Source organism: Parahoeflea alexandrii, assembly GCF_024105735.1.
Taxonomy (GTDB): domain Bacteria; phylum Pseudomonadota; class Alphaproteobacteria; order Rhizobiales; family Rhizobiaceae; genus Hoeflea; species Hoeflea alexandrii.
The window spans coordinates 595166-619534 of record NZ_JAAAML010000001.1; the positions used below are offsets into that span (position 1 = coordinate 595166).

Sequence of the window (24369 nt, forward strand, 5' to 3'; positions counted from 1 at the left end):
GCCCGCAAGGCCAGGGCCCGTTCCGGATCAGGCGGCGTCAGTCTCCTCGAGCGTGCGTTCCTTGATCTGCTCGACAATCGACGGACGGATGGTGGTTTCACCATGGGTCTGGCGCAGATGGTCGATGGCGCGGGACACGATCTCCGCCTCGCTTTCGGCCCGCGTGTGCCATTCGCAACCGGGAACGAGAGATCCGCAATGGAAGGTTTTCATGGCTGTCTCCTTTTCGATGTCGAAAACCGGAAACCCGCCCGAGCCGGCGCACCGGCCGACGGGAAAACATGATAGCCCAAAAACGGTCCGGATGCACCCCGAAGTGGTTGCTTGCCGCGAAAAACACTGCGACCGGCGGTAGCAAGATCCGCGCTGCGGCTACTATTTCCTGTAGCGCTCGGTCTAGACCACAGTCGTGCGGCTGATGATTGCGGCGTTCGCCCGGGACGCCGCCAATTCTGTGAAAGCGTTAACCTTGTTTCGCTAGCAATGGACGCAACAAGGTTGTTTGCAGCGGGATGTCGGGATGGTTGTGGGTGTGGACTCGTTTGATGCCGTTCTCGATCGCATGAGCAACGAGCGGGCAGAGGCCTCGTCGCATGGATCCGGGCACTGGACGGCCATGCGCGGCTGGAATTCCAGTTTTGTTGCAACCAGTCTCAGGTCACAACCCTGGCCCAGCAGGGAACAGCGCGGCACCGCAGATCGGGCTGTTCACATCGACGCATCAACATCGGCGCCGAGGCCGAAGCCGGCCGTTCACAACGCTGCACCCACGCCGCCGCCAAAGCCCAAGCCAGACATCGACACGTCGCTCTACAAACGGCTGAGTCCCGAGGACGTTGCGAAGGACATCAATTTGCTGGCCACGGATACACCGGCCGAGCTGAAATCAAAGCGGCGACGCTTTGCGCGGCTCAATCACCCCGACCGGACGCCGATGGAATGGCGGGAAGCCGCGACCATCCGCATGAAGATCGCAAACCACATGGTCGACGAAGCGCTGCGTGGAAAGCTCGCCGCTCGAGCCTGACCGCACGCGGGGCAGAAGCCGACCGCGTGCGGTTGGGGAAGAGCTAAGGTTTCCCCATCCAGTTTCGGCTGCAGATCCCTGTTACGGATACATCACCACCGGCGGCAGCGAAGACAGGATCGAGGCGACATTGCCGCCGGTCTTCAGCCCGAAGATGGTTCCGCGGTCGTAGAGCAGGTTGAACTCGACGTAGCGGCCGCGGCGGATCAGCTGCTCGGTCCGCTCCGCCTCGCTCCAGGGCTTGCCGAAGTTGGAGCGAACGATCTTCGGGTAGACCACGTTGAAGGCGCGTCCGACATCCTGGGTAAAGGCAAAATTGGCGTCCCACGCGCCATGGTCTTCTCCGCCGTGCAGCCAGTCGTAGAAGATGCCGCCGATGCCGCGCGGCTCGTCGCGATGGGGCAGGAAGAAGTACTCATCGCACCAGGCCTTGTACTTCGAGTAGTCAGCGACGTCGTGACGGTTGCAGGCAATCTCCATGGCGCGGTGGAACAGCATGGCATCGGGGTCGGTCTGGGTACGGCGGTTGTCGAGCACCGGAGTGAGGTCGGCGCCGCCGCCGAACCACTGGCTGGTGGTCACGACCATGCGGGTGTTCATGTGCACGGTCGGCACATGCGGATTGGTCGGGTGCGCAATCAGCGAGATGCCGGAGGCCCAGAACCGGGGATCTTCCTCGGCGCCGGGGATCTGGGCGCGGAATTCGGGCGAGAACTCGCCGTGGACGGTGGAGGTGTGGACGCCGACCTTTTCAAACAGCCGGCCCTTCATGATTGACATGGTTCCGCCGCCGCCGGCACCTTCGTCGCGCTGCCATGGTGTGCGCTCGAAGCGGCCGGGCTCTCCAGTGCACTGCGGATGGTCGACCTCGTCTTCGAGTGCCTCGAAGCTCAGGCAGATCTGGTCGCGCAGTTCCTCGAACCACTGGCGTGCTTTGGTCTTTTTTTCTTCGATGTCGTCGGGCAGTCCGACCGGCAGGCTTGGGCGTTGCATTGGGGGTCCTCGTTCTGGCTTCGGATCCCTCATAGCAGCAGATCCCGCCTGATGTAACCGCAGCATTGCATCCCGCTTGTCCGGGTTTTGACGGGACTCGCCGGAAAGCCGCTTCTGGGTTAGAGTGGGTCAGCCATGAAGGCAAAGGAAGGACCATGAGCCGGTATCAGCAACGCCCGCCACTGGAAGGGCTGCGACGCGAGATCGCCCGTGCGCGCAAGGAAAAATCCGATGGACAGAAATCGGGCAGCTTTGTGCGCGAGACCTACCGGCTGAGCCGCGGTGCGGCGCGCGAAAAGGCGCGGGAGTGGTTCTCCGCCTGGCCGAAAGCCGCCTACTGGACCGAAGTCGAGAGCTGGCGTGCATTGCCCGGCGAAGGCGACGAGATCGAGTTCACCATGCGCCGCCTGCCGACTGCGGATTGAGGGATATCCTTGTTTCTCGTAAGGATATCCCCTATATATCCACGCGAACAGGAGTGTGCATCATGGCTCTTTTTATCAAGGATCAAACTGTCGATGCGCTCGCCGAGCGCTATCAGGCGGCCATAAAAGCCAAGACCAAGACCGAAGCTGTCAGACAGGCTTTGGAGCGGGCGCTTCGTGACCCTGACACGAAACAGGATTATGTCGATCGCATGGTGGCGTGGAGCAAAGACTTCAATGCGCGAACGCAACAAAGCGAAACTGAGTATGACGAGAAAGCGTTTATCGACAGTCTCTATGAGGAAAACTGATGTTTGTCGATTCCTCAGCTCTGATTGCTGTGATGACCAAAGAGGCTGATGCAATCCCGCTTGCAGAGCAAATGAGGAATGCGGAAACGCGCGTTGTCAGTGCTGCTGTGGTTTGGGAGGTTGTCATCAACCTTGCCAAGAAAAAGAATCTTTCGCTGCAAAGGGCTCAAACCGAACTGAACGATTTCCTGACTGCGTTTGAGATAAGCATTGCTCCAATTCCGCCGGAGGCCGGCTTCGCGGCCATTGATGCGTTTGACCGTTTCGGCAAGGGGCGACACCCCGCTTCGCTGAATTTCGGCGATTGTCTGTCCTATGGGTGCGCCAAGGTCATGAAACTGCCGCTTTTGTTCAAGGGGAATGATTTCGAATTAACGGACGTCAATGCCGTTTGATGCGTTATGACGCGGCCGCCTATTGAACCTCATCCAATCACCGACTTCTGCACCACCAACCTCGGGCCGGTTCCGGTTTCGCGGGCCCGGTCATCGGGATTGTAAAGCTTGCAGGTCTCAAGCGACAGGCAGCCGCAGCCGATGCAGCCGTCGAGCCTGTCGCGCAACCGCTCGAGCATTCCGATGCGGGCATCAAGCTGGGCGCGGAAACCGCGGCTGATCTTCTCCCAGTCGCGCTTGTTGGGTGTGCGTTCGAGCGGCAGCTGCCTGAGCTGGGCGCGGATCTCCTCGAGCGAAAACCCCATCTGCTGGGCGATCAGGATGAAGGACAGGCGCCTGATATCGGAGCGGATGAACATGCGCCGGCCGCCGGCTGTGCGCCGTGCCGTGACCAATCCCTCATCGTCGTAGTACCGGATCGCCGAGACCGCGAGCCCGGTGCGGCTGGCCACTTCGCCGATGCTGAGCAGGCCCTTGCCGGGTGAAACGGACATTTTTGAAAAAACCTCTTGATCTCAAGTTCACTTGAGAAAGTAGCATGTGTCCACATCAACGCAAAGACCATGAACACAGGAGCACATCATGACCCGATCCACCCTCGAGCATGTCAATTTCACCGTTCCCGATGCGTCCTCCACGGCCAAGTGGCTGTGTGACGTCTTCGGCTGGAAAATTCGCTGGCAGGGGCCGGCGCAGAACGGTGGACTGTCGATCCACGTGGGAACCGACGACGCCTATCTGGCGGTCTATACGCCGAAGGAGGCGCGCGCACGCGGCACCGTCGAGAAGAACCGGATCGGCAACATGAACCATGTCGGCGTGGTGGTCGAGGATCTCGAGGCGGTCGAGGCCAAGGTCAAGGCACTGGGCTATGTGCCCTACAACCACGATGATTACGAGCCGGGACGCCGCTTCTATTTCGATGACGAGAACGGCATCGAGTTCGAGGTTGTCAATTATGACTGATTTCGCCCTCGGCTACAGCCCGAACCGACGGTTGATCTCGCCGGAGATGATGGCGACGCTCATGGCGAGGTTCAGGCTGCGGCGGCCTTCGATCATCGGAATGGTCAGGCGCGCGTCGGCCGCATCATGGACCCTGTCGGGCACGCCGGCGCTTTCGCGGCCGAACAGCACCACATCCTGGGCGGTCAGGGTGTGGGCAGTTTCATCAATATAGGGAGTGGCGGACCTGGTGGTCATCAGCACCAGACGGCGGCCTTCGCCCTGGCGCCATTGTTCGAACTCCTCCCACCCGTCGTGGCGGGTGAGGGTGGCCATCTCGATGTAGTCCATACCAGCGCGCTTGAGCGCCCGGTCGGTCATGTCGAAGCCTGCCGGTCCGATGATGTGGACACCGATGCCCAGGCAAGCGCCGAGCCGCAGGATGGAGCCGGTGTTTCCGGGAATATCCGGCTGGTAAAGCGCGATCAGGGGTTTTGAAGTGGAAAGGGTTTCTGTGGTCATTTTATCACAATGTCGGGCGAGGGCAGGTTCATGGTGGACAAAACCGGTAGCGGCAATCTGGCTTAACAGCCGAATCTCGCCTACAACAACTCATCTTCAACGCGAACCTGACGGAGGCTGTAATGCGCATCATCTATAACAGCTTTCTGCCAGCGGCCACGGGCCACTGACCAGACGGGTTTTTCGCGGTTCCAGTATTTCTTTCCGGTTTTTGCGCCCATTTTGACGGGCAATCGGCGTTATCGCGTGATCCCGGCCCACTTTTTATCTCGCCGGTGCAATGCATAGGCCAGCTTGCGGCATTTCTCTAGGAGACATCCATGTTCGGATGGTTTGAAAGACGACTGAACCCCTATCCGGAAGCACAGCCTTCCGCGCCGCCGCACGGCCTGCTGGCATTTTGCTGGCATTATTCGCGCGAAGCCGCGCCGTGGCTGATCGCCATGGCCATTCTGACGGCCCTGATCTCGATCGGCGAGGTGATGCTGTTCGGGTTTCTCGGTTCGATCGTCGACTGGCTCGCCACGTCCGATCCGGAGGGCTTTCTCGAGCGCGAATCCGGGCGGCTGATGCTGATGGGAGCAATCGTGCTGATCGGCCTGCCGGTCACGGTGCTTTTGCATTCACTGATCATTCACCAGACGCTCCTGGGCAATTACCCGATGATTGCGCGCTGGCAGATGCACCGTTACCTGCTGCGCCAGAGCCTGAGCTTCTTTTCCAACGAATTTGCCGGCCGGGTAGCGACAAAGGTGATGCAGACGTCGCTGTCGATCCGGGAATCGGTGATGAAGCTGCTCGACGTCTTCGTCTATGTCTCGGTTTATTTCATCGCTATGATCGGCATGGTGGCCAGCGCCGAGTGGCGGCTGGTTCTGCCGATGCTGGTCTGGCTGGCAGTCTATGTCGGGCTGATTGCGCATTTCGTTCCGAAGCTGAAGCGGATTTCCGCCGATCAGGCCGATGCCCGTTCGGTGATGACCGGCCGGGTGGTCGACAGCTACACCAATATCTCGACGGTCAAGCTATTCTCGCATGCGGGCCGGGAGGAGGCCTATGCGCAGGAAAGCATGGACATGTTCCTCCAGACCGTGCACCGGCAGATGCGGCAGGTGACGCTGTTCCAGACATTGATCTATCTGAACAATTCGATCCTGGTCTTCGCGGTTTCGGCAATGGCGATCGGCTTCTGGCTGACCGGCATCGTTTCGGTCGGCTCGATCGCCATCGTCATCGGGCTTTCGCTCAGGATCAACGGCATGTCGCAGTGGATCATGTGGGAGGTCTCGGGTTTCTTCGAGAACATCGGCGTGGTCCAGGACGGCATGGGCATGATGGTCAAGCCGCACGAGGTGGTGGACCGGCCCGGCGCGAACGAGATCGTTGCCAGGAAAGGCGCGATCGAGTTCGAGAATGTCCGGTTCCACTACGGCAAGCAGAGTGGGGTGATCGAGAGCCTGTCGCTGAAGATCGCACCCGGAGAGAAGATTGGTCTCGTGGGGCGCTCAGGCGCCGGCAAGACGACGCTCGTCAACCTGCTGCTGAGGTTCTACAATCTCGAATCCGGGCGGGTGCTGATCGATGGTCACGACATCTCCCAGGTGAGCCAGGACAGCCTGCGCGGCCAGGTCGGCATGGTCAGCCAGGACACGTCGCTGCTGCACCGGTCGGTGCGCGACAACATCGCCTATGGCAAGCCCGACGCAAGCGAGACGGACCTCCTCGAGGCGGTGCGCAAGGCCAATGCGCATGAATTCATCGGGGGGCTCGAGGATCTTGCCGGCCGCACCGGGCTCGATGCCCATGTCGGCGAACGCGGGGTGAAACTCTCGGGCGGTCAGCGCCAGCGCATCGCCATCGCCCGGGTGTTCCTCAAGGACGCGCCGATCCTTGTGCTCGACGAGGCCACATCGGCGCTCGATTCCGAGGTCGAGGCCGCAATCCAGGAAAATCTTTTCGCGCTGATGGAGAACAAGACGGTGATCGCCATCGCGCACCGGCTGTCGACCATTGCCGAGATGGACCGGCTGGTGGTTCTCGATCATGGCGAGATCGTTGAAACCGGGACGCATGACGAACTGATCAAATCGGGCGGCATCTATGCCGACCTCTGGTCACGGCAGTCGGGCGGGTTCATCGATGTGGACGCCGGCGCGACGGCGGCGGAGTAAAGCGATGTCCATATTGCCAAAGACACCACTCGCTCTATTCTGTCGTCCATGATTTTCAAACCGTTGCTTGACCTTTTCGAAGGCTGGATCGATCCGTTTATCCGGCGTTCGACCTACCGGCCTCCCAATTCGACCCGCAAGTTTCTGTGGCATTACGTCGGTCAGGCGAAGGGTGCGTTTGCTGCAATGCTGGCGCTTGGCGGCCTGGTGGCGCTGCTTGAGGCGGCGCTGTTCTATTTCGTCGGCCAGCTGGTCGATGTTCTCGATGTCTCAGAGCCCGCCGCCGGCTGGGACGGTCTGATCGGCGAGCACGGCGCGACGCTGGCCTTCATGCTGTTTGTGGTGGTCATTGCGCGGTTCGCGGTGGTGACAATCGCCGCGCTGGTCGAGGAACAGGCGGTGGTGCCCGGGTTCTTCAACCTGGTGCGCTGGCAAGCCTACTCGCATGTGTCACGCCAGAACCTCGCCTTCTTCCAGAACGATTTCGCCGGCCGCATCGTCACCAAGGTGTGGTCTGCCGGGCAAGCGACCGGTGACTTCATGGTGTCGCTGCTGCAGGTGGTCTGGTTCATCATGATCTACACCGTTACCACCATGGCGCTGGTGGCGCAGCTCGACTGGCGGCTGTCGGCGCTGGTGCTGATCTGGATCGTGGTCTTCGGCTTGCTGGCGCGGTACTTCGTGCCGAGGATCCGCCGCCATGCCAGGGCCAGCGCGGAAGCCTCTGCAATGCTGACCGGCCGCATCACCGACAGCTACTCCAACATCCAGACACTCAAACTCTATGCCCGGGACGCGGACAATGACCGCTACATCCGCGAAGGCTTCGACCAGTTCATTGCCACGATCATGCCGTTTACACGGCATCTGACCGGCGTCCGTGCGTCGCTGGCGGCGCTTTCCGGCATCATGATCGCCGTGATCGCGGCTTTCGCGATCGATCTCTGGCTGGCTGGAGCGATCTCGGTGGGCTCGGTGGCGTTCACCCTGTCGCTGGTCTTGCGGCTCAACATGCTGCTGGGACGGATGATGACCCAGCTCAACGGGCTGATGCGCAATCTCGGCACGTTGCAGAACTCGGCCGAGATGGTGGCGCGGCCGATCGGTCTGCCGGACCGGGACGAGGCGGGCGAGCTTGTGGTCGAGAAGGCGGAAATCCGGTTCGACCGGGCAAGCTTCGGCTACCATGCCGACCGGCCGGTGATCGACGATCTGTCACTGACGATTGCACCGGGCGAAAAGATCGGGATTGTCGGCCGTTCCGGGGCCGGAAAGTCGACCTTCGTCAATCTGCTGTTGAGGTTTTATGATCTCCAATCGGGCCGGATCGAGATCGATGGCCAGGACATCGCGGCGGTGAAGCAGGAATCGCTGCGCCATTCGATCGGCATGGTGACACAGGATACCTCGCTGCTGCACCGATCGATTCGCGAAAACATCGTGTTCGGGCGTCCCGACGCCGATGATGACGAGATCCTGGAGGCGGCACGGCGGGCAGAGGCGCTGGATTTCATCAAGGACCTGTCGGACCAGCGCGGACGCAAGGGGCTTGATGCCCATGTGGGAGACCGCGGCGTCAAACTGTCCGGCGGCCAGCGGCAGCGAATCGCGATTGCCCGGGTAATGCTGAAGAATGCACCGATCCTGGTGCTCGACGAGGCGACATCGGCGCTCGATTCCGAGGTGGAGGCGGCGATCCAGGAAAACCTGGATGAATTGATGGACGGCAAGACGGTGATCGCCATCGCGCACCGGCTGTCGACGATCGCGCGGATGGACCGTCTGGTGGTCATGGATCATGGCCGGATTCTCGAAACCGGGACCCATGCGGAATTGATCGCGCGCGGCGGGCTTTACGCCGAATTGTGGGCGCGGCAGTCGGGCGGTTTCATCGGCGTGGATGAGGCTGCTGAATAGTTGGTCTAATTTCTCCGCGACATTGTGCCCTTCTGGCCTCGTGCGGTCTGGACTTTAACTTCTATCCCGCATAGAAACCGCGCGATTGACAGAATTCCGCCGCATTGTCGGCACTGGCCGAATCTGCCTATAGCGGATCAGCCTTACATGCATGGCGCATTGGGGTGGAATGTTTGTCCAGACGCAGCTTGAAGAGGACGTTGAGCCGTGAGTGAGCCAATGACACAAAGCGAAGGCGCGGGCGAACCCACCCGCCGCGATTTTCTTTACATCGCCACCGGGATGGCAGGCGTGGTCGGCGTCGGCAGTTTCGCCTGGCCGTTCATCGACCAGATGAACCCAGACGCCTCGACGCTGGCGCTGGCCTCGATCGAGGTCAATGTCGAAGCCCTCGAGCCTGGCATGTCGCTGACAGTCAAATGGCGCGGCAAGCCGGTGTTCATCCGCAACCGCACCGACGAGGAAGTGGCGGAAGCCCAGGCTGTCGCCCTTGACGACCTCAAGGATCCGATCGCGCGCAATGCCAACGTTGCTGACGGTTCGGCGGCAACCGACATTGATCGCTCGGCGGGCGAGGGCAAGGAAAACTGGATCGTCATGATCGGCTCCTGCACCCATCTGGGTTGCGTGCCGCTCGGCCAGGCCGGCGATTTCGGCGGCTGGTTCTGCCCGTGCCACGGTTCGCACTACGACACGGCTGGCCGTATCCGCAAGGGCCCGGCCCCGACGAACCTTCCGGTTCCGCCGTTCGCCTTTGTGTCTGACAGCGTCATCAAAATCGGCTGAGGGGGCTTTAGACCATGAGCAGCGATCACTCGACTTACCAGCCCACTTCCGGATTCGGAAAGTGGATCGACTCGCGCCTGCCGCTGCCGCGGATGGTGCATGACAGTTTCGTCTCCTACCCGGTGCCGCGGAACCTCAACTATGCCTACACGTTCGGCGGCATCCTGATGGTGATGCTGGTGGTGCAGCTTCTGACCGGCATCGTGCTGGCCATGCACTACGCGGCCGATACCGCGATCGCCTTCCAGTCGGTCGAAAAGATCATGCGTGACGTCAACTCCGGCTGGCTGCTGCGCTACATGCATGCCAACGGTGCGTCGTTCTTCTTCGTTGCGGTCTACATCCACATCGCCCGCGGCATGTATTACGGCTCCTACAAGGCTCCCCGCGAAGTGCTCTGGATCCTCGGCGTCGTCATCCTGCTTCTGATGATGGCAACGGCGTTCATGGGCTACGTTCTGCCCTGGGGCCAGATGTCGTTCTGGGGGGCTACGGTGATCACCGGCTTCTTCACGGCGTTCCCCGGGATCGGCGAGCCGATCCAGCAGCTGCTGCTTGGCGGCTTTGCGGTGGACAACCCGACGCTCAACCGCTTCTTCTCGCTGCACTACCTGCTGCCGTTCATGATCACCGGTGTTGTGATCCTGCACGTCTGGGCGCTGCATGTGACCGGCCAGACCAACCCGACCGGCGTTGAAGTGAAGTCGAAGACCGACACCGTGCCGTTCACGCCCTACGCGACCGTCAAGGACGCGCTGGCGCTGAGCATCTTCCTGCTCGTCTTCGCCTATTTCATCTTCTTCATGCCGAACTTCCTCGGCCATGCCGACAACTACATCCCGGCTGACCCGCTGAAGACTCCCGCGCACATCGTTCCGGAATGGTACTTCCTGCCGTTCTACGCGATCCTGCGTGCGATCACCTTCGACATCGGCCCGATCGACTCCAAGCTTGGCGGCGTGCTTGCCATGTTCGGTTCCATCGCAGTGCTGTTCGTGCTGCCCTGGCTGGACACGTCAAAGGTTCGTTCGGCGGTCTACCGTCCCTGGTACAAGCTGTTCTTCTGGCTCTTCGTGGCCAACGCGATCTTCCTGGGATGGCTCGGCGCGAAACCGGCGGAAGGCATCTACACCCCGCTGGCGCAGATCTCGACGCTCTACTACTTCGCGTTCTTCCTGGTCATCCTGCCGGTGCTGGGGCTTATCGAAACGCCGAAGCGTCTGCCCAACTCGATCACAGAAGCCGTGCTCGCCAAAAAGGCCGGCAATGGCGGTGCTGCTCCTGCTGCAGCATCACCGGAAACCCGCGGCTGAGCGGCGCGCGACGGAAAGGAACCGAAGACATGAAAAAGCTTCTCGCAAGCATCGTTCCGGCCGCCATGGCGTTGGTCATTGGCGCGGGGTCTGCATTTGCCGCGGGCTACCCGATCAACAAGCCGCGTGAGATCGACTGGTCTTTCGCCGGGCCGTTCGGAACCTTCGACAAGGGTCAGCTGCAACGCGGTCTGAAAGTCTATGTGGAAGCCTGTTCGGCCTGTCACTCGATGAACCTCGTGGCGTTCCGCACGCTTGAGGATCTGGGTTACTCGGAAGATCAGCTTAAGGCGCTCGCCGCAAACTACGAGGTCGAGGACGGGCCTAACGGTGAAGGTGAAATGTTCACCCGCACCGCGGTGCTGTCGGACCACTTCCCCTCACCGTTCCCCAACCAGGAAGCGGCGGCCTATGCCAACAACGGTGCCGCTCCTCCGGATTTCTCGCTTCTGGCCAAGGCTCGATATGTCGAACGCGGTTTCCCGCAGTTCGTTTTCGACATCTTCACCGGCTACAACGAGAGCGGCCCGAACTACATCTACTCCTTGCTGACCGGCTATCAGGAGCCGCCTGCGGGTGTGGAAGTTCCGGATGGTGCGCATTACAACCCGTACTTCATCGCCGGTTCGGCACTGGCCATGGCGCAGCCGATCTACGACGAACAGGTGGCCTATGATGACGGTTCGCCGGAAACGGTCGACCAGTATGCCAAGGACGTTTCTGCATTCCTGATGTGGGCCGCGGAGCCGCACATGGAGGAGCGCAAGCAGACCGGTTTCATGGTCATCATCTTCCTGGCAATCTTCGCATCGCTGCTGTTCCTGACCAAGAAGTCGGTGTTTGCCAGCAAGGAACACTGAGACCGCCATCGGTCCTGAGTTGAGAGAGCGCCGCCTGCGGGCGGCGTTTTCGTGTCCGCAATCTGCTTTTGCCAGCAGTCGACCCGGATCAATCTCGCGTCGGTTGAGTTCAGGCACGCATTGGGAGCGCTTCCGCCCCGGGTGCCGCAAATGCTGCTTGCACAGCAACCGGACCCCATGCACATTGCCCCCAGACCCTGGAGCCATCATGTCTGACCTTGAAAACGCACTCCGCGCTTCCATCCGCACCATCAAGGATTATCCGAAGCCGGGGATCCTGTTTCGCGATATAACCACCCTGCTGGGGGAGCCGCGGGCGTTCCGGCGGTCGGTAGACGAACTGGTGCATCCCTATTCGGGGCTCAGGGTCTCGAAGATTGCGGGCATCGAGGCGCGAGGCTTCATTCTCGGCGGTGCGATGGCACACCAGTTGTCAGCCGGGTTCGTGCCGATCCGCAAGAAGGGGAAACTGCCCCACCACACGGTCCGGGTGGCTTACAGCCTCGAGTACGGCGTCGACGAGATGGAGATGCATACCGATGCGGTGGCAGAGGGCGAGAGCGTCATCCTGGTTGACGACCTGATCGCCACCGGGGGCACGGCGGAAGGCGCGGTCAAGCTGTTGCGCCAGATGGGCGCCAATATCGTTGCGGCCTGCTTCGTCATCGACCTGCCCGATCTTGGCGGCCGCAAGAAACTCGAGGATCTCGGCGTCCAGGTGCGCACGCTGGTTTCCTACGAAGGCCACTGAGATGCATGTTCGCTCCGGCTACACAGCACCGGAGCAGGTTTGCGGCAGGTTCTCCCGCAAGTTCTAGACGTCCGGCTGCTCGGCCTCGGGCAGCCGGACGAGGGCGGCAGAATCGAAGCTCATCACAAGTTCCCCCGATTGATTGCGTGCTTCGGCGGTCAGTTCGAGGATCGACCAGCCTGGCCGCGAATTGAGCGGGCGTGTGCCCCGGATCGTGCTTGAGTAGAAGATCTCATCACCAGCATAAACCGGCTTGAACCATCTGAGATTGCGGATGCCGGGCGAGGGGCCGTATTCCGGCCTGTCCCGTCCTGCTGCCTTGTCATCGCGTGCTTCCTCCCGGCCTGCGGCCAGGTTGAGCTTCATCCATGTTGCCGCAGTCTGCCAACCGGATGCGCACAGCCCGCCAAACACGCTGTCGCGGGCAGCCTCGGCATCGACGTGAAAGCGTTGCGGATCGAATTGGCGGGCGAACGCAATGATGGACTCGGCGGTGAAGACATAGCTGCCCAGCTCCCGGCGGTCGCCGGGCACGAAATACCGGTCTTTTGTCATGCGTTGGTGCTCCCGGGATCTCTCAGGCGTATCATGACGGGATTTTCCGATTCCAGAACTGTATCGCCTTTCTGGTTGCGCAGTTCATGCCTCAGGCTGACAATCCCGATACCGGGTCGGGACTGTGAAACCCGGCTGTCGAGCACACGGGTTTCTCCTGAGAGGACATCACCCGCCAGAACCGGCTTCTTCCATTTTACGTAGTCCACTCCCGGTGCACCTTCGGCGGCGGTGCGGAGCAGGTAGGAGTCCGTCATCATTCGCATCATCATCGCACAGCTGTGCCAGCCCGAGGCCGCCAGACCGCCAAGGATGGATTGCCGTCCGGCCTCGGCATCGAGATGCATGGGCTGCGCGTCATACTCCATCGCAAAGGCGATGATTTCATCGGCGGTGACATGTTTGGGGCCGAGCGGGAACGTGGTTCCGGGCGGCATGTCCTCGAAATGGAGAAGACTATCGTCTGGCATGGAATGGATCGCTTCCTGATTGTCGGTCGAGGGCAACCTAGTCGATTTCTTTTAGGTGTGAAAGGTTTGCGGCGGCGGCATGGTCAAATTGAAGGCAGTCGCAAGACAAGCCGGAGGCGGGCCCTCGGGGCGCCGAATTCGTCAATTGATCGGTGTCAAAGCATCTGGTTACAAATATGATATTCAGCATGTGTTCCGGCAATGTGCCCGGTCATGGGAATGGGAGTTTCGGAAATGTTCAAGAACAATGTTGGCGGTCTCGACCGCGGGGTTCGCATTATCGCCGGCCTGGTGTTGCTGGCCCTGTTTTTCATCTATCCGGATGCCTCGTGGCGCTATTTCGCTCTGATCGGCGTCATTCCGCTGTTTACCGGCCTGTTCGGCACCTGCCCGCTCTATTCGATCATCGGGCTGTCGACCTGTCCGGTCAAGAAGGCCTAGGCAGAGGGTTGTCGGGGTCCGCAGCCGCGATACGCTGATCAGATCGCGGCTGTCTGACCGAGTGCGGCGAAGTGATCGCTGTGTCCACCGAGCAGCACAAACCAGACATAGGGAACCGCGTAGCTGACCACGGCCAAGCCGAGGAGCGCGCGGACCAGCCTGCCCGTGAAACGGCGCCAGAGGATGATGATCAGCATCAGTCCCAGACCGAGTTCGAGCAGCGCAACGATGTTCCCGTAATGCCGCGGATCCCAGTAGGAGACCGGCGAGACAAAGCGCCATTCGGTGAGCGGGACGAAATGTGCGTGTCCGTCATCGACATGGAAAGGCAGATCACCGAGCAGGTGCGTGATCGCCGCAAGCGCAAACAGCATCAGGGCCGATGACAGAAGGTTCGAGGTGGGTGGGTCCCTGGGCAGCATCCAGCCTGCCAGCAGGATCACGCCGAACAATGGCAGGGAATTCATCCAGTCTATCGCGGTCAGCCAGGGCGGGTTGAAATACCAGTCCGACCAGACTTCCGATTCCGGCGTGCCGATCAGCTTGGACCAGGCGAACATCACGAAAATCACGGCGTCGGGAAGCAGCGCGCCGCAGATGACGGCCGCATTGCGCAGCCGGTTTTCGCGCCCCGGCCGGGCAAACAATGCAGAAGCGAGCAGCAGATGCGTCTGGGTGTTCATGGCCTGACACTGCACCTGCGGACGCCACTGCGCAAGGCGGCGATCCGGGGGCATTGGTCCAATTCCGCACGGGACACGCCAGTGTCCTGCCTTTGCGGGGTCTTCCGAGGCGGATCAGCCCTCAGGTGTTGAAGCGGAAATGGATGACGTCGCCGTCCTGGACCACGTATTCCTTGCCCTCGTCGCGGGCCTTGCCTGCTTCCTTGGCCGGGACTTCGCCACCGAGCGCGACATAGTCGTCATAGGCGATGGTAAAGGCGCGAATGAAGCCGCGTTCAAAGTCGGTGTGAATGACGCCGGCGGCCGCGGGCGCCTTTGTGCCGCGCTCGATCGTCCAGGCGCGGGTTTCCTTGGGACCGACGGTGAAATAGGTGATCAGGTCGAGAAGCTGGTAGCCGGCGCGGATCAGCCGGTCGAGGCCCGCCTCGTCGAGGCCGAGGGCCGAGAGGAATTCCCTGGCTTCCTCGTCAGGCAGCTGCGCGACCTCGGATTCGATGGCCGCGGAAATGACGATGCTTTCGGCGCCCTGTTCGGCCGCCATCTTTGCCACCGCTTCGGTGTGCGCATTGCCGGTCGCGGCATCTTCCTCGGAGACGTTGCAGACATAGAGCACCGGGTGCGAAGTCAGCAGGTTGAGCCCGTGCAGGATGGCCAGGTCCTCGGCCGCGAGCGACTTCAGCATCGTGCGGACCGGCTTGCCGTCCTGAAGCAGCTTCAGCGAGGCTTCCATCATCGGCAGGACGGTCAGCGACTCCTTGTCCTTGGCGGCGGCGCGCTTTCGGGTCTGATCGGTACGGCGCTCGAGGCTTTCGAGGTCGGCGATCATCAGTTCGGTCTCGATGGTCTCGGCGTCGCCGACGGGATTGATCCGGCCCTCGACATGGGTGATGTCGTCATCCTCGAAACATCTTAGCACGTGCACGATGGCGTCGACTTCGCGGATGTTGGCGAGGAACTTGTTGCCAAGGCCTTCGCCCTTGGAGGCACCGCGCACCAGGCCGGCAATATCGACGAAGGAGATGCGGGTCGGGATGATCTCCTTGGAGCCGGCAATCGAGGCGAGCTTCTGCATGCGCGGATCGGGCACGGCGACTTCGCCGGTGTTGGGCTCGATGGTGCAGAACGGATAGTTCGCAGCCTGCGCGGCGGCCGTGCGCGTCAGCGCGTTGAACAGTGTGGACTTGCCGACATTGGGCAGCCCGACGATGCCGCATTTGAAACCCATGGAATTGGTGTCCTTAAAGGTGATACTTGCGGGCTTTGTATGGATGTGGCGTGCCGCGTCAAGGGGTGATCGGCCGGGCAGGGTATGCGGGCAGCGGATTGTTTGACGTCGCGCTAGAGGGAGCGACTTTCAGATGCCGCCGCCGCGCGGAAGACATCGTTGCGCGGCGGCGCTCCGAACTTGCGGGAATACTCGCGGCTGAATTGGGTGGCGCTCTCGTAGCCGACCTCGAAGGCCGCCGAGGAAACGGACAGCCCGTCCATCGACAGCAGCCGGCGCGCCTCCATCAGTCTGAGTTCTTTCTGGTACTGCAGCGGCGTGGTTCCGGTGACGTGCCTGAAATGCTCGTGAAAGGATGACGGGCTCATGCCGGCCTCCGCGGCGAGGCTGGCGACAGCCAGTGGCGCGCGATAGCCGGACCGGATCCGGCCTATGGCGCGCGATATCCGGCTGGCATGGCTGTCACGCTGCATCAGCTGCCGCAGCATGCCGCCGTGGCTGGCCGTCAGCAGCCGGAAATGGATTTCCCTGAGGATCAGGGGCTGCATCACCTTTGCTTCCAGCGGATCCCGGGCAAGGGCGAAATACCGCGCTATCGCCTCGATGATCCTGCCGTCGGTTGCGTTGGCGGTGAGCGTGCTCGCCTGCCGCCGGTCCAGCACCGTTTCGCCGACCTCATCGCAAAGGCTCTGGATGATGGCGATGTCCAGGGCCACGATGATTGCGAGATAGGGGTGTTGCGCGCTGGCCTCGGTGACGCGCGCCATGACCGGGACGTCGTGACTGACGATCAGCGATTGCCCGGCGCCAAAGCCAAGTGTCCTGTCACCGCACGTCACTTCCTTGCAGCCCTGCAGGTTCAGGCAGATCACCGGATTGTAGACCGTCGCCTCGAACGGGCTTGGCCTGGTCTGGCGGTGGACGAACAGGCCGGCGATACCTGTTTCGCAACCCTTCACGGTTTCAGCATGTTCGCCCGCGAAGTGATCAACGCTTCGGGCCAGCTCCTGCAGTGTCATGGGACCTTCCTTTCGACCTTCAGGGATATGCCCTTCGGTCAGATGCGTCACGCCCGGAATCAGACTTTCGGAGGATCGGGCAGATCTCACGGAGGATCCGGCAGGCCGGGTGGCGGTGCAGCGGCTAGCTTGCGGTCACCTCAAACCCATGGAGAAGATCATGAGCCAAGCAATCGCACTCGTCACCGGCGGCAGCCGCGGCCTCGGCCGCAATGCCGCCCTGCATCTCGCCCGTCAGGGGACCGGCATCGTCCTCACCTACCTTTCGCGCGCCGACGAGGCAGCAGCCGCTGTTGCGGAAATCGAGGCGCTGGGCGGCAAGGCGGCCGCGCTGCAGCTTGACACCGGCGACACCGCGCAATTTGCGGCCTTTAAGGACCAGTTGTCAGACACGCTGCAGACCGTTTGGGGGCGGGACAGCTTCGATTTTCTCGTCAACAATGCCGGTATGGGCATCCATGTAACCTTCGCCGAGACCAGCGAGGACCAGTTCGACGCGCTGGTGAACGTCCATCTCAAGGGGGTGTTCTTTCTCACCCAGCGGCTGCTGCCACTGATCGCCGATGGCGGGCGCATCCTCAACGTGTCGTCGGGCCTGGCCCGCTTCAGCCTGCCGGGATATGCGGCTTATGGCACCATGAAGGGCGCAGTTGAGGCTCTGACCCGGTATATGGCGAAGGAACTTGGTCCGCGCGGCATTGCCGTCAACGTCATTGCCCCCGGTGCCATCGAGACCGATTTTGGCGGCGGCGCGGTCCGCGACAATCCGGATGCGAATGCCTTCGTGGCCGGCGTGACTGCGATGGGACGTGCAGGGCTGCCCGATGACATCGGCGGCACCATCGCCAGCTTGCTGCTCGGTGACAACCAGTGGATGACCGGCCAGCGGATCGAGGTGTCGGGCGGGATGTATCTCTAGGCTGGCGGTGGCTTCGGCTCATCTGCAAACCGGGGCAGGCGGTGCTGCCGGCCCCGGTTTCAGACATAGCGGTCAATCTGGCTGAAAGGTTTTTGTGTCATTGAGTTCTTCTTCAGATGCGGGAGAGCGGGATATGGAAACCGAACTTGCCACCTGGCATTTCATCGTTGCTGGCATCGTGTTCGTCATGCTGGGCGCGCTTGCGCATGTGGTGCGCGCGGTTTTCAACGTGTTTCCGGACAAGCTGTCGGACACGCCGGCGGTTAATGTTCTTGTTTCAAGCGACTACAGCTGGGGCGACTACCTGATCGGCACCGAGTTCGATGACGGCGGCTACTACCGGCTCGACAGCCTGAAGAACCTGAGGCTGTCGATCAGCTACTGGCTGTTTGCCGGATTCGGCATGATGCTGATTTCCGCCGAGGCCGCGCAGATGGTGGCCTACGGCATCGAGACCGGGCTGTCGGCTTTCGTCGAGCTGTTCTGGTACCGCATCGAAAACCTTAGGGCTTGAGGCTGCAGGTCCTGCTGCATCCGGCGCCTATTGCCCGGCCCAATAGGCGTCGGCCTTGGTGATGTAGCCGGCCGTGTCTTTGCGCCAGGTGCCTTGTACGCGTCCGTTGTAGTTCAAGTAGAGTTTGCCATCGACCACGGTGAACTTGTCGGCCTCGACCGGGGCGTTGTAGCCCTGTGACGCGCCATAGGCGCAGTAGCCGCCATATTGCGGTACGTATTTCGCCGGGTTGGCCACAAACAGCGCCCTGTGCTCCTGCGAGACGAATTGATAGGTCGCGCCGCCATGGTCTGCGGTGATCGCCTTGTCGCCGCGCACGGCCTTGCTCATGGTAAAGTAGGCGACCGGATCATGGCCGTCGATGGCGATGCCGGCGTTGCTGGTGTTGACTGGACCGGCCACGGCCGGCCCGGCACCGGTCGTCAGCAGGGCCGACAGCCCAATGCCGATGCCGAGAAGCGCTCGGCGGGTGAAGTGCGTTGAGTGCATGGTTTGCCTCCTCTGTCCAGGCTGCAGCGAACAGCGCGGAAGTCTCGCCGCGAAGTCGCCGATATGCGCAGTTTGCCCGGACTGACGATCAAGAGCGAATGACGTTGGTGTGAACATTGGCGGGATGCTGATCACGCGAATGCAGGCGGGATCGGCGGGAGCTCGCAGAGCCGGGAGCTCAGTCCTTGTTGCCAAACAGCTTTTTCAGCATGTCGGCCATCGGGCCGGATGTCGGCAACTGCTTGGGTTGCGCCGAGTTGCGCGCCTGGCGGATGTGAGATTTACCGGCCGGTGCGGGTTTTCCGCCAGCGGCTGCAGTTTCAATTTTTTTTTCCGGCTTGGCGGGTTTTGCCTCGGCACCGCCAGTGGCCAGCGCGATCTTGTTCAGGAACCCGGCGTCGTCGCCCTTGGCGATCAGGTCGGCATGATCGGCGATGGCATCGAGCAGCGGCTCGAGCCACTCCTGGTCCGACTTGGCGAAGTCGCCAAGCACATGCGGATTGACGCGGTCCTTGTGACCGGGATGGCCGATGCCGATCCTCAGACGCTTGTAATCCTTGCCGCAATGGGCGTCGATGGATTTCAGACCGTTGTGGCCGCCATTGCCGCCGCCGGTCTTCAGCTTGAGCTTGCCGGGCGCAAGATCGAGCTCGTCGTGAATGACGATGATGTCGGCAGGCGAGAGCTTGTAGAACCGCATGGCTTCGCCAACGCTGTCGCCCGACAGGTTCATGAAGGTCATGGGCTTGATGATCAGGGCCTTTTCGCCGGCCAGCGTGCCTTCGGCAATTTCAGCCCGGAATTTTTTCGAAAACCCGGAAAACGAATGGCGGCGGGCAATTGCGTCCACCGCCATGAAACCGACATTGTGCCTGTTCCTGGCGTATTGAGGGCCGGGATTTCCAAGTCCTGCGATGAGTAACATGGAGCCTGGCCCTCAAAAACGTGCCGGGACAGCTTATTCTTCGCTGTCGCCTTCGGCTTCTTCTGCAGCTTCGTCGTCGCCAGCGGCGTTGTCGTCGCTCTTCAGACCAGCAGGAGATGCGATGGTGGCAATGGTGAAGTCGCGATCGGTGATGGTCGGCTCGACGCCCTCAGGCAACGTGACATGCGAGATGTGGATGCCGGCGCCGAGTTCCAGACCGGTCAGATCGACGGTGATCGAATCCGGAATGGCGTTGGCCGGGCAGTTGCACTCGACCGTGTGACGCACGACGTTGAGAACGCCGCCGCGCTTGAGGCCGGGCGACTTCTCTTCGTTTTCGAAGTGCACCGGAATTTCCACGGTGACCTGGGTGTTCTTCGAGATGCGCAGGAAGTCGACGTGCATCAGGAAGTCGCGGACCGGATCAAGCTGATAGTCCTTCGGCAGGACGTTGTACTTCTTGCCGTCGACTTCGATGGTGACGAGGGTGGTCAGGAAACCGCCGTCGTGGATCTTCTTGGTCACATCCTTGCGCGAGAGCGCGATGGACACAGGGTCTTGCTTGTCACCGTAGATGACAGCGGGAATCAAACCGTTGCGGCGAAGTTCACGGGCGGACCCCTTACCAACCTGTGCGCGCGCCTCGGCCTTGAGCTCATATGCAGCATTGCTCATGGCATATCCTTTCGAGGTTCTAATAAAGGCTGTTTTCCAGCAACCGGCACGGGCCGGTCCCAAAAACATCAAACGCCGTCCCAATCATGAGAGTGACGGCGCTTCATCCGCGTTGCCTCCAAGGGTGTCTGCACGGACGTGGGCGCTATAGACGAGCAACCGCGCAAATGCAAGCTTTGCGCGGTTGCCGGAGTTCAGAGCTCGGGGATGAACGGATGCCCGGCCAGAGCTCCGGCAAAACTGACGGTGACGAGAGCCGTGAACAGGAACGCCGCAACCCATACGGCGGGCACGCCCCATCGCTGCGGCAGCAGCACGCCTGCAATCATTGCTGCGACCGGCAAGACATGCAGGGCATGGGTGGCGAAGAAATGCGCCACCCGCAGGTCTCCCACTTCGCGCGACCAGCCGAGCACCGGTACCTTTACGCCGGTCACCGGTGTGCCGATCAGATGGCCGGACTGGGAGGCCAGTGCGCCAGCAACGATCACCGTCAGGACAAAGGTGAGCACGAGCCCGAGCGCGATGGACAGATGCAGGGCCGGCACGAGCCCAGTCCGGGCATTGCGCCAGATGGCGATGCCCTGGAACAGGGTAGCGGAGGTGAGCAGCACGGCGAAAGCGCCCATCAGGCCATAGATCGACTGGAGGAACGGGTTGGAGACGTTGAAATGCGAGGCTGTGCCAAACATGGCGGCGCCGCCGATCCAGATGAGTTCGGCAATCACGGCGAAGACGACCAGGCCAGCGTAGACGCGATAGCCCGGTCGCGCGGTCATGCCGGAGGGCAGCCAGCGGGCAAAGAAGGCGAGTGTCAGAAGGTAGAGCGTCAGCGCGATCTGGAACTTTACCGGCTTGAGCCAGACATTCTCGCCGAGGAACTCCCGGGTGTCGATCGCCATTGCCGAGAGCGTCACCGCGAGGGACAGGCCGATCAGTGTCCCGGTTGCCGCGAACAGCGGCTCGGCGTCAAAGAGGTGTCGGCGGGTTTCCGTCAGGTTGGGGTTAGGCAGCGTCAGGTCGGTCATGCCACACCTCCCGAAACCGGCAGTGCAAACCGGCCGCGCGCCAGCCGCAGGGCAAGAAAAAGCAGCAGTCCGATCGGACCGAACAGGAAGGTTAGAGCCAGGCAGGGCAGCACCAGAAGATGCGGGATTGCCTCGCGCCGGGCGGTGCGGACTTCCCAGGCTCCGACGAACAGGTCGAAGGCGAGGTAGTGCAACCAGCCAGCAAGTGCGATTGCCGGATCGGTGAACAGCAGCATCACGTCAGAGAGGCTGCCGAAACCGCCTTCGGCGCCCGACCAGTTGGCGAGGATCAGGGCGGCATAGGCAAGCGACAGGATGACGGGAATGACAAGGCTGGCTGCAGCCTGGTCAATCGCGGTGCGAGCGGCGAAAGGGCGAGAGCCAGCCAGCCGGCAATGGCCAATGGGCCCGAAAGTTCGAATAACGCGTCAGGTTGCACGGAAACCTCCATCTTGACAGTGACAAGATGGAGCATGCGGATCAATCTTGTCGCTGTCAAGATAAATTTGACACTGTCTAGATGAGGGACTAGTGTCAGGTCATGCCCAAATCAAAAGACAACTATCATCACGGCGACCTGCGCGCGGCGCTGATCAAGGCGGGCGAAGCCGTGCTGGCCGAGACCGGAGTCACGGGCTTTTCGCTTAGAGCCGTGGCAAAACGCGTCGGCGTCAGCCATTCGGCGCCGGCGCATCATTTCGGCGATGCAAAGGGGCTGCTCGATGCGCTCGCCACCGAAGGCTTCCGACGTTTTCTCGCGGCCATGGAGGCGCGACAGGCGGCTGAACCGGACAAGGACGCACGTCAGCAATTGCTTGCCTCCGGCCTCGGCTATCTGGATTTTGCGATCAGTTCACCGGCACTGTTCCGGCTGATGTTTTCGACCGACAAGCCCGAACCCAAGACACTGGAACTGGCCGCGGCCGCCGAGGCCTCGTTCATGCATCTGGTTGATGGCGTCGCCCGGTTGCGGGGGACTTCACCTTTTGAAGCGCCGGCGGCGATGAACGATGTGATGGCGATCTGGAGCATGGTGCACGGTTTTGCCGATCTCTATATTGCCGGAAGACTGGGTCCCTTGGACTGCAAGCCGCCGGAAGATCGGGACGCCTTGCTCAAGGAGATACTTGAGCGGGCGATGGTGTGAACACTGTTTCAGACCAGCGGATGCTCAAGCCACTGTGTTAGAAGGAAGGTAAGTTCGAGGCGGGATGATCCTGCGTGTTGACCCTGCAGTTCCACATAGCTTAAATGCCGGGCACGGGGAAATCCGGACCTCCCGTCGAGAGCCTGCCACAAGCTGGAATGGCTCCAAGCTCCGCGAACAACGCAAAATCTTGCGGAGCTTGCCAATGTCACAAAACCACAATCATATTTCCCTATCGCCTGTCGCTCTGGTCAATTCGCCGGAAGCATGGGAAATCATCGATGTCCGCAAACCAGCGGCGCGGCTAGCGTCGGGATCGGCGATCCCCGGTTCGGTCTGGCGGCATCCCTTCGATGCAGTGAACTGGGCTGACGAATTCAGGGGCGGGCGGGTCGTGGTCTATTGTGTGCACGGGCATGAGGTCAGCCAGGCGGTGCGGGGATTTCTGGCGGATATGGGCATTGAAGCCATGATTGTCGAAGGCGGGTTTGAGGCCTGGAGAGCGGCTGATTTGCCGGTCGCGCCGGTGGAGAGTGCCGATGTCTGAACATCATGGCGCGCCTCCCTCATGGCCGGAGCTGTTCCGCGTCTTCGGCCATATCGGTCTTCTGTCATTTGGCGGGCCGGCCGGACAGATCGCGCTGATGCACCGGGAGCTTGTCGAGGAACGGCCATGGCTGGATGAACCGCGCTTCCTGCATGCGTTGAATTTCTGCATGCTGCTGCCCGGGCCCGAAGCCATGCAGCTGGCCACCTATTCGGGCTGGTTGCTGCGCGGCGTTGCCGGCGGGTTGCTGGCAGGTCTCTTGTTCATCCTGCCCGGTTTCGCCGTCATCATGGGACTGTCTGCTCTCTATTTCTTTCACGGTGATCTGCCGGTGGTGGCGGGCATCCTGTTCGGGTTGAAGGCGGCCGTGCTGGCAATCGTGATCGAGGCGCTGATCAAGGTGTCGAAGCGGGCGCTGAAGTCGCGGTTGGCCTGGGCACTGGCCATTTTGGCATTCATCGCCATCGCCTTTCTCAAACTGCCGTTTCCGTTGATCGTGCTGGGGGCGGGAGCAATCGGCATTGTGACTTCCATTGCCATGCGGGCCGAAGAGCCGGGCGATGCCGCTTCTTCGGATAACACGACGGCTGTGGCATTGCCGGGACTGGCCGGGCCGACGCTGCAGACGGTGCTGGTCTGGGGTGCCATCTGGCTGGCGCCGCTGGCGGCTCTGGTGGTCCTGCCGGGTATGCCGGAAGCCTTCTCCGCCATGGCCGCGTTCTTTTCCAAGGCTGCGATCGTCACTTTCGGCGGCGCCTATGCGGTGCTGGCCTATGTCGGGCAGCAGGCGGTCGAGGTGCATGGCTGGCTCAGGCCCGGCGATATGCTTGCAGGACTGGGACTGGCGGAGACGACACCGGGGCCGCTGATCCTGGTGCTGGTGTTTGTCGGCTTTCTCGGCGGCGCGCGCGAGGCCGGGCTGGATCCGCTCTCAGGCGGTCTCATCGGCGGATCGCTGGCGCTGTTCTTCACCTTCGCGCCGTGTTTCCTGTGGATCTTCGCCGGCGCGCCGCATATCGAGCGGCTGCGCTCAGTGAAATGGCTGAGCGCGGGGCTTTCGGCGATCACCGCCGCCGTGGTGGGGGTGATCCTGAACCTGGCAGTCTGGTTTGCGCTTCACGTCCTGTTCGAAAGCGTCGGGGAGGTGGTGCGCGGGCCATTCACCCTGCCGACGCTCGATCTGGCGAGCCTCAACGCCGCCGCGGTCGTCATCGCGCTCACCGCGGGCGTGGCGCTGCTGCGGTATCATCTCAACCTGTTTGTGGTGCTCGGTGGAGCGACACTTGCCGGGATTGGCGTAAGCTTGCTGGCCTGAA

General features: G+C 61.6%; 31 protein-coding genes. 17 read left to right on the forward strand and 14 right to left on the reverse strand.

What is annotated here, in order from left to right; translation table 11 throughout:
• Positions 1-27: 27 nt before the first annotated feature.
• A complete protein-coding gene (locus tag GTW23_RS02635) occupies positions 28-213 on the reverse strand; it encodes a DUF1059 domain-containing protein (protein ID WP_252914519.1) in 186 nt (61 codons plus the stop codon).
• 307 nt (positions 214-520) lie between these two features.
• Between GTW23_RS02635 and GTW23_RS02640 the strand changes: the two genes are divergently transcribed.
• Positions 521-1027 carry a hypothetical protein gene (locus GTW23_RS02640; protein WP_252914520.1) on the forward strand — a complete coding sequence of 169 codons (507 nt, stop codon included), beginning with the start codon at positions 521-523 and terminating at the stop codon, positions 1025-1027.
• A gap of 81 nt (positions 1028-1108) precedes the next feature.
• Here GTW23_RS02640 and hemF read toward each other — a convergent pair whose 3' ends face one another.
• The gene (hemF, locus tag GTW23_RS02645; RefSeq protein WP_252914521.1) at positions 1109-2020 is read right to left on the reverse strand and encodes an oxygen-dependent coproporphyrinogen oxidase; all 912 of its coding nucleotides are present in this window, start codon (positions 2018-2020) and stop codon (positions 1109-1111) included.
• A 155-nt stretch (positions 2021-2175) separates the two neighbouring features.
• On the opposite strand from hemF, the gene GTW23_RS02650 reads away from it, so the two are divergent.
• The 3 genes from GTW23_RS02650 to GTW23_RS02660 all read left to right on the forward strand — a co-directional run bounded on the left by GTW23_RS02650 (position 2176) and on the right by GTW23_RS02660 (position 3151).
• Positions 2176-2445, forward strand: a complete 270-nt coding sequence (locus tag GTW23_RS02650) for a hypothetical protein (protein ID WP_152007710.1) — start codon at positions 2176-2178, stop codon at positions 2443-2445.
• A 62-nt stretch (positions 2446-2507) separates the two neighbouring features.
• Positions 2508-2756 (forward strand): type II toxin-antitoxin system VapB family antitoxin, encoded by a 249-nt coding sequence (locus GTW23_RS02655; RefSeq protein WP_152007711.1) that lies wholly within the window; start codon positions 2508-2510, stop codon positions 2754-2756.
• Complete coding sequence (locus tag GTW23_RS02660) at positions 2756-3151, forward strand: type II toxin-antitoxin system VapC family toxin (protein ID WP_252914522.1); 396 nt, start codon at positions 2756-2758, stop codon at positions 3149-3151. Before GTW23_RS02655 ends, GTW23_RS02660 begins: the two co-directional genes overlap by 1 nt.
• Before the next feature lie 29 nt (positions 3152-3180).
• Here GTW23_RS02660 and soxR read toward each other — a convergent pair whose 3' ends face one another.
• The gene (soxR, locus tag GTW23_RS02665) at positions 3181-3645 is read right to left on the reverse strand and encodes a redox-sensitive transcriptional activator SoxR (RefSeq protein ID WP_252914523.1); all 465 of its coding nucleotides are present in this window, start codon (positions 3643-3645) and stop codon (positions 3181-3183) included.
• Between the two features lie 88 nt (positions 3646-3733).
• Here soxR and GTW23_RS02670 point away from each other — a divergent pair, with 88 nt between their 5' ends.
• Positions 3734-4117: a VOC family protein gene (locus GTW23_RS02670; RefSeq protein WP_152007714.1), complete on the forward strand. Its 384-nt coding sequence runs from the start codon at positions 3734-3736 to the stop codon at positions 4115-4117.
• Between the two features lie 12 nt (positions 4118-4129).
• Here GTW23_RS02670 and GTW23_RS02675 read toward each other — a convergent pair whose 3' ends face one another.
• A complete protein-coding gene (locus GTW23_RS02675) occupies positions 4130-4618 on the reverse strand; it encodes a tRNA (cytidine(34)-2'-O)-methyltransferase (RefSeq protein ID WP_252914524.1) in 489 nt (162 codons plus the stop codon).
• 320 nt (positions 4619-4938) lie between these two features.
• Here GTW23_RS02675 and GTW23_RS02680 point away from each other — a divergent pair, with 320 nt between their 5' ends.
• The 6 genes from GTW23_RS02680 to GTW23_RS02705 all read left to right on the forward strand — a co-directional run bounded on the left by GTW23_RS02680 (position 4939) and on the right by GTW23_RS02705 (position 12416).
• Positions 4939-6789: an ABC transporter ATP-binding protein gene (locus tag GTW23_RS02680; RefSeq protein WP_252914525.1), complete on the forward strand. Its 1851-nt coding sequence runs from the start codon at positions 4939-4941 to the stop codon at positions 6787-6789.
• A gap of 48 nt (positions 6790-6837) precedes the next feature.
• The gene (locus tag GTW23_RS02685; protein WP_252914526.1) at positions 6838-8706 is read left to right on the forward strand and encodes an ABC transporter ATP-binding protein; all 1869 of its coding nucleotides are present in this window, start codon (positions 6838-6840) and stop codon (positions 8704-8706) included.
• Between the two features lie 207 nt (positions 8707-8913).
• Positions 8914-9492: a ubiquinol-cytochrome c reductase iron-sulfur subunit gene (gene petA, locus GTW23_RS02690; protein WP_152007718.1), complete on the forward strand. Its 579-nt coding sequence runs from the start codon at positions 8914-8916 to the stop codon at positions 9490-9492.
• A gap of 14 nt (positions 9493-9506) precedes the next feature.
• Complete coding sequence (locus GTW23_RS02695; protein WP_152007719.1) at positions 9507-10805, forward strand: cytochrome b; 1299 nt, start codon at positions 9507-9509, stop codon at positions 10803-10805.
• Between the two features lie 29 nt (positions 10806-10834).
• A complete protein-coding gene (locus GTW23_RS02700) occupies positions 10835-11665 on the forward strand; it encodes a cytochrome c1 (protein ID WP_252914527.1) in 831 nt (276 codons plus the stop codon).
• 208 nt (positions 11666-11873) lie between these two features.
• A complete protein-coding gene (locus tag GTW23_RS02705; RefSeq protein ID WP_152007721.1) occupies positions 11874-12416 on the forward strand; it encodes an adenine phosphoribosyltransferase in 543 nt (180 codons plus the stop codon).
• 63 nt (positions 12417-12479) lie between these two features.
• On the opposite strand, the gene GTW23_RS02710 is transcribed toward GTW23_RS02705, so the two are convergent.
• The gene (locus GTW23_RS02710) at positions 12480-12971 is read right to left on the reverse strand and encodes a MaoC family dehydratase (RefSeq protein WP_252914528.1); all 492 of its coding nucleotides are present in this window, start codon (positions 12969-12971) and stop codon (positions 12480-12482) included.
• Positions 12968-13441, reverse strand: coding sequence for a MaoC family dehydratase (locus tag GTW23_RS02715; protein ID WP_252914529.1), 474 nt, complete (start codon positions 13439-13441; stop codon positions 12968-12970). Before GTW23_RS02715 ends, GTW23_RS02710 begins: the two co-directional genes overlap by 4 nt.
• Positions 13442-13675: 234 nt before the next feature.
• Between GTW23_RS02715 and GTW23_RS02720 the strand changes: the two genes are divergently transcribed.
• Positions 13676-13882 carry a YgaP family membrane protein gene (locus GTW23_RS02720; protein ID WP_252914530.1) on the forward strand — a complete coding sequence of 69 codons (207 nt, stop codon included), beginning with the start codon at positions 13676-13678 and terminating at the stop codon, positions 13880-13882.
• Positions 13883-13920: 38 nt separating this feature from the next.
• Here GTW23_RS02720 and GTW23_RS02725 read toward each other — a convergent pair whose 3' ends face one another.
• The 3 genes from GTW23_RS02725 to GTW23_RS02735 all read right to left on the reverse strand — a co-directional run bounded on the left by GTW23_RS02725 (position 13921) and on the right by GTW23_RS02735 (position 16809).
• A complete protein-coding gene (locus tag GTW23_RS02725) occupies positions 13921-14565 on the reverse strand; it encodes a hypothetical protein (RefSeq protein ID WP_252914531.1) in 645 nt (214 codons plus the stop codon).
• A 121-nt stretch (positions 14566-14686) separates the two neighbouring features.
• Positions 14687-15790, reverse strand: coding sequence for a redox-regulated ATPase YchF (gene ychF / locus GTW23_RS02730; protein WP_252914532.1), 1104 nt, complete (start codon positions 15788-15790; stop codon positions 14687-14689).
• A 113-nt stretch (positions 15791-15903) separates the two neighbouring features.
• On the reverse strand, positions 15904-16809 hold the full coding sequence (locus GTW23_RS02735) for an AraC family transcriptional regulator (protein WP_152007727.1): 906 nt from the start codon (positions 16807-16809) through the stop codon (positions 15904-15906).
• A gap of 160 nt (positions 16810-16969) precedes the next feature.
• On the opposite strand from GTW23_RS02735, the gene GTW23_RS02740 reads away from it, so the two are divergent.
• Both GTW23_RS02740 and GTW23_RS02745 read left to right on the forward strand, forming a co-directional pair.
• Positions 16970-17728, forward strand: a complete 759-nt coding sequence (locus GTW23_RS02740) for an SDR family NAD(P)-dependent oxidoreductase (RefSeq protein WP_252914533.1) — start codon at positions 16970-16972, stop codon at positions 17726-17728.
• A gap of 133 nt (positions 17729-17861) precedes the next feature.
• Positions 17862-18242, forward strand: coding sequence for a hypothetical protein (locus GTW23_RS02745; protein ID WP_252914534.1), 381 nt, complete (start codon positions 17862-17864; stop codon positions 18240-18242).
• Between the two features lie 27 nt (positions 18243-18269).
• Here GTW23_RS02745 and GTW23_RS02750 read toward each other — a convergent pair whose 3' ends face one another.
• The 5 genes from GTW23_RS02750 to GTW23_RS02770 form a co-directional block, all read right to left on the reverse strand.
• A complete protein-coding gene (locus tag GTW23_RS02750; protein ID WP_252914535.1) occupies positions 18270-18731 on the reverse strand; it encodes a YHS domain-containing (seleno)protein in 462 nt (153 codons plus the stop codon).
• A 178-nt stretch (positions 18732-18909) separates the two neighbouring features.
• Positions 18910-19656 carry an aminoacyl-tRNA hydrolase gene (pth, locus tag GTW23_RS02755; RefSeq protein ID WP_152007731.1) on the reverse strand — a complete coding sequence of 249 codons (747 nt, stop codon included), beginning with the start codon at positions 19654-19656 and terminating at the stop codon, positions 18910-18912.
• 33 nt (positions 19657-19689) lie between these two features.
• Positions 19690-20331 (reverse strand): 50S ribosomal protein L25/general stress protein Ctc, encoded by a 642-nt coding sequence (locus tag GTW23_RS02760; protein ID WP_152007732.1) that lies wholly within the window; start codon positions 20329-20331, stop codon positions 19690-19692.
• Between the two features lie 194 nt (positions 20332-20525).
• Positions 20526-21359 carry a hypothetical protein gene (locus GTW23_RS02765; RefSeq protein ID WP_252914536.1) on the reverse strand — a complete coding sequence of 278 codons (834 nt, stop codon included), beginning with the start codon at positions 21357-21359 and terminating at the stop codon, positions 20526-20528.
• Positions 21356-21781, reverse strand: coding sequence for an ABA4-like family protein (locus tag GTW23_RS02770; protein ID WP_345780635.1), 426 nt, complete (start codon positions 21779-21781; stop codon positions 21356-21358). The genes GTW23_RS02765 and GTW23_RS02770 overlap by 4 nt, the downstream gene beginning before the upstream one ends.
• A gap of 119 nt (positions 21782-21900) precedes the next feature.
• On the opposite strand from GTW23_RS02770, the gene GTW23_RS02775 reads away from it, so the two are divergent.
• From GTW23_RS02775 to chrA, 3 genes are all read left to right on the forward strand, one after another.
• Positions 21901-22506 carry a TetR/AcrR family transcriptional regulator gene (locus tag GTW23_RS02775; protein ID WP_252914537.1) on the forward strand — a complete coding sequence of 202 codons (606 nt, stop codon included), beginning with the start codon at positions 21901-21903 and terminating at the stop codon, positions 22504-22506.
• 205 nt (positions 22507-22711) lie between these two features.
• Positions 22712-23053 carry a rhodanese-like domain-containing protein gene (locus GTW23_RS02780; RefSeq protein ID WP_193217186.1) on the forward strand — a complete coding sequence of 114 codons (342 nt, stop codon included), beginning with the start codon at positions 22712-22714 and terminating at the stop codon, positions 23051-23053.
• Complete coding sequence (gene chrA / locus GTW23_RS02785; protein WP_252914538.1) at positions 23046-24368, forward strand: chromate efflux transporter; 1323 nt, start codon at positions 23046-23048, stop codon at positions 24366-24368. The genes GTW23_RS02780 and chrA overlap by 8 nt, the downstream gene beginning before the upstream one ends.
• Position 24369: the final 1 nt, after the last annotated feature.

Excerpts from the sequence above, each read along its gene's own strand:
- GTW23_RS02635 (WP_252914519.1), bottom strand. The coding sequence starts at position 213 with ATGAAAACCTTCCATTGCGGATCTCTCGTTCCCGGTTGCGAATGGCAC.
- GTW23_RS02640 (WP_252914520.1), top strand. The coding sequence starts at position 521 with ATGGTTGTGGGTGTGGACTCGTTTGATGCCGTTCTCGATCGCATGAGC.
- hemF (WP_252914521.1), bottom strand. The coding sequence starts at position 2,020 with ATGCAACGCCCAAGCCTGCCGGTCGGACTGCCCGACGACATCGAAGAA.
- GTW23_RS02650 (WP_152007710.1), top strand. The coding sequence starts at position 2,176 with ATGAGCCGGTATCAGCAACGCCCGCCACTGGAAGGGCTGCGACGCGAG.
- GTW23_RS02655 (WP_152007711.1), top strand. The coding sequence starts at position 2,508 with ATGGCTCTTTTTATCAAGGATCAAACTGTCGATGCGCTCGCCGAGCGC.
- GTW23_RS02660 (WP_252914522.1), top strand. The coding sequence starts at position 2,756 with ATGTTTGTCGATTCCTCAGCTCTGATTGCTGTGATGACCAAAGAGGCT.
- soxR (WP_252914523.1), bottom strand. The coding sequence starts at position 3,645 with ATGTCCGTTTCACCCGGCAAGGGCCTGCTCAGCATCGGCGAAGTGGCC.
- GTW23_RS02670 (WP_152007714.1), top strand. The coding sequence starts at position 3,734 with ATGACCCGATCCACCCTCGAGCATGTCAATTTCACCGTTCCCGATGCG.
- GTW23_RS02675 (WP_252914524.1), bottom strand. The coding sequence starts at position 4,618 with ATGACCACAGAAACCCTTTCCACTTCAAAACCCCTGATCGCGCTTTAC.
- GTW23_RS02680 (WP_252914525.1), top strand. The coding sequence starts at position 4,939 with ATGTTCGGATGGTTTGAAAGACGACTGAACCCCTATCCGGAAGCACAG.
- GTW23_RS02685 (WP_252914526.1), top strand. The coding sequence starts at position 6,838 with ATGATTTTCAAACCGTTGCTTGACCTTTTCGAAGGCTGGATCGATCCG.
- GTW23_RS02695 (WP_152007719.1), top strand. The coding sequence starts at position 9,507 with ATGAGCAGCGATCACTCGACTTACCAGCCCACTTCCGGATTCGGAAAG.
- GTW23_RS02700 (WP_252914527.1), top strand. The coding sequence starts at position 10,835 with ATGAAAAAGCTTCTCGCAAGCATCGTTCCGGCCGCCATGGCGTTGGTC.
- GTW23_RS02705 (WP_152007721.1), top strand. The coding sequence starts at position 11,874 with ATGTCTGACCTTGAAAACGCACTCCGCGCTTCCATCCGCACCATCAAG.
- GTW23_RS02710 (WP_252914528.1), bottom strand. The coding sequence starts at position 12,971 with ATGACAAAAGACCGGTATTTCGTGCCCGGCGACCGCCGGGAGCTGGGC.
- GTW23_RS02715 (WP_252914529.1), bottom strand. The coding sequence starts at position 13,441 with ATGCCAGACGATAGTCTTCTCCATTTCGAGGACATGCCGCCCGGAACC.
- GTW23_RS02720 (WP_252914530.1), top strand. The coding sequence starts at position 13,676 with ATGTTCAAGAACAATGTTGGCGGTCTCGACCGCGGGGTTCGCATTATC.
- GTW23_RS02725 (WP_252914531.1), bottom strand. The coding sequence starts at position 14,565 with ATGAACACCCAGACGCATCTGCTGCTCGCTTCTGCATTGTTTGCCCGG.
- ychF (WP_252914532.1), bottom strand. The coding sequence starts at position 15,790 with ATGGGTTTCAAATGCGGCATCGTCGGGCTGCCCAATGTCGGCAAGTCC.
- GTW23_RS02735 (WP_152007727.1), bottom strand. The coding sequence starts at position 16,809 with ATGACACTGCAGGAGCTGGCCCGAAGCGTTGATCACTTCGCGGGCGAA.
- GTW23_RS02740 (WP_252914533.1), top strand. The coding sequence starts at position 16,970 with ATGAGCCAAGCAATCGCACTCGTCACCGGCGGCAGCCGCGGCCTCGGC.
- GTW23_RS02745 (WP_252914534.1), top strand. The coding sequence starts at position 17,862 with ATGGAAACCGAACTTGCCACCTGGCATTTCATCGTTGCTGGCATCGTG.
- GTW23_RS02750 (WP_252914535.1), bottom strand. The coding sequence starts at position 18,731 with ATGCACTCAACGCACTTCACCCGCCGAGCGCTTCTCGGCATCGGCATT.
- pth (WP_152007731.1), bottom strand. The coding sequence starts at position 19,656 with ATGTTACTCATCGCAGGACTTGGAAATCCCGGCCCTCAATACGCCAGG.
- GTW23_RS02760 (WP_152007732.1), bottom strand. The coding sequence starts at position 20,331 with ATGAGCAATGCTGCATATGAGCTCAAGGCCGAGGCGCGCGCACAGGTT.
- GTW23_RS02765 (WP_252914536.1), bottom strand. The coding sequence starts at position 21,359 with ATGACCGACCTGACGCTGCCTAACCCCAACCTGACGGAAACCCGCCGA.
- GTW23_RS02775 (WP_252914537.1), top strand. The coding sequence starts at position 21,901 with ATGCCCAAATCAAAAGACAACTATCATCACGGCGACCTGCGCGCGGCG.
- GTW23_RS02780 (WP_193217186.1), top strand. The coding sequence starts at position 22,712 with ATGTCACAAAACCACAATCATATTTCCCTATCGCCTGTCGCTCTGGTC.
- chrA (WP_252914538.1), top strand. The coding sequence starts at position 23,046 with ATGTCTGAACATCATGGCGCGCCTCCCTCATGGCCGGAGCTGTTCCGC.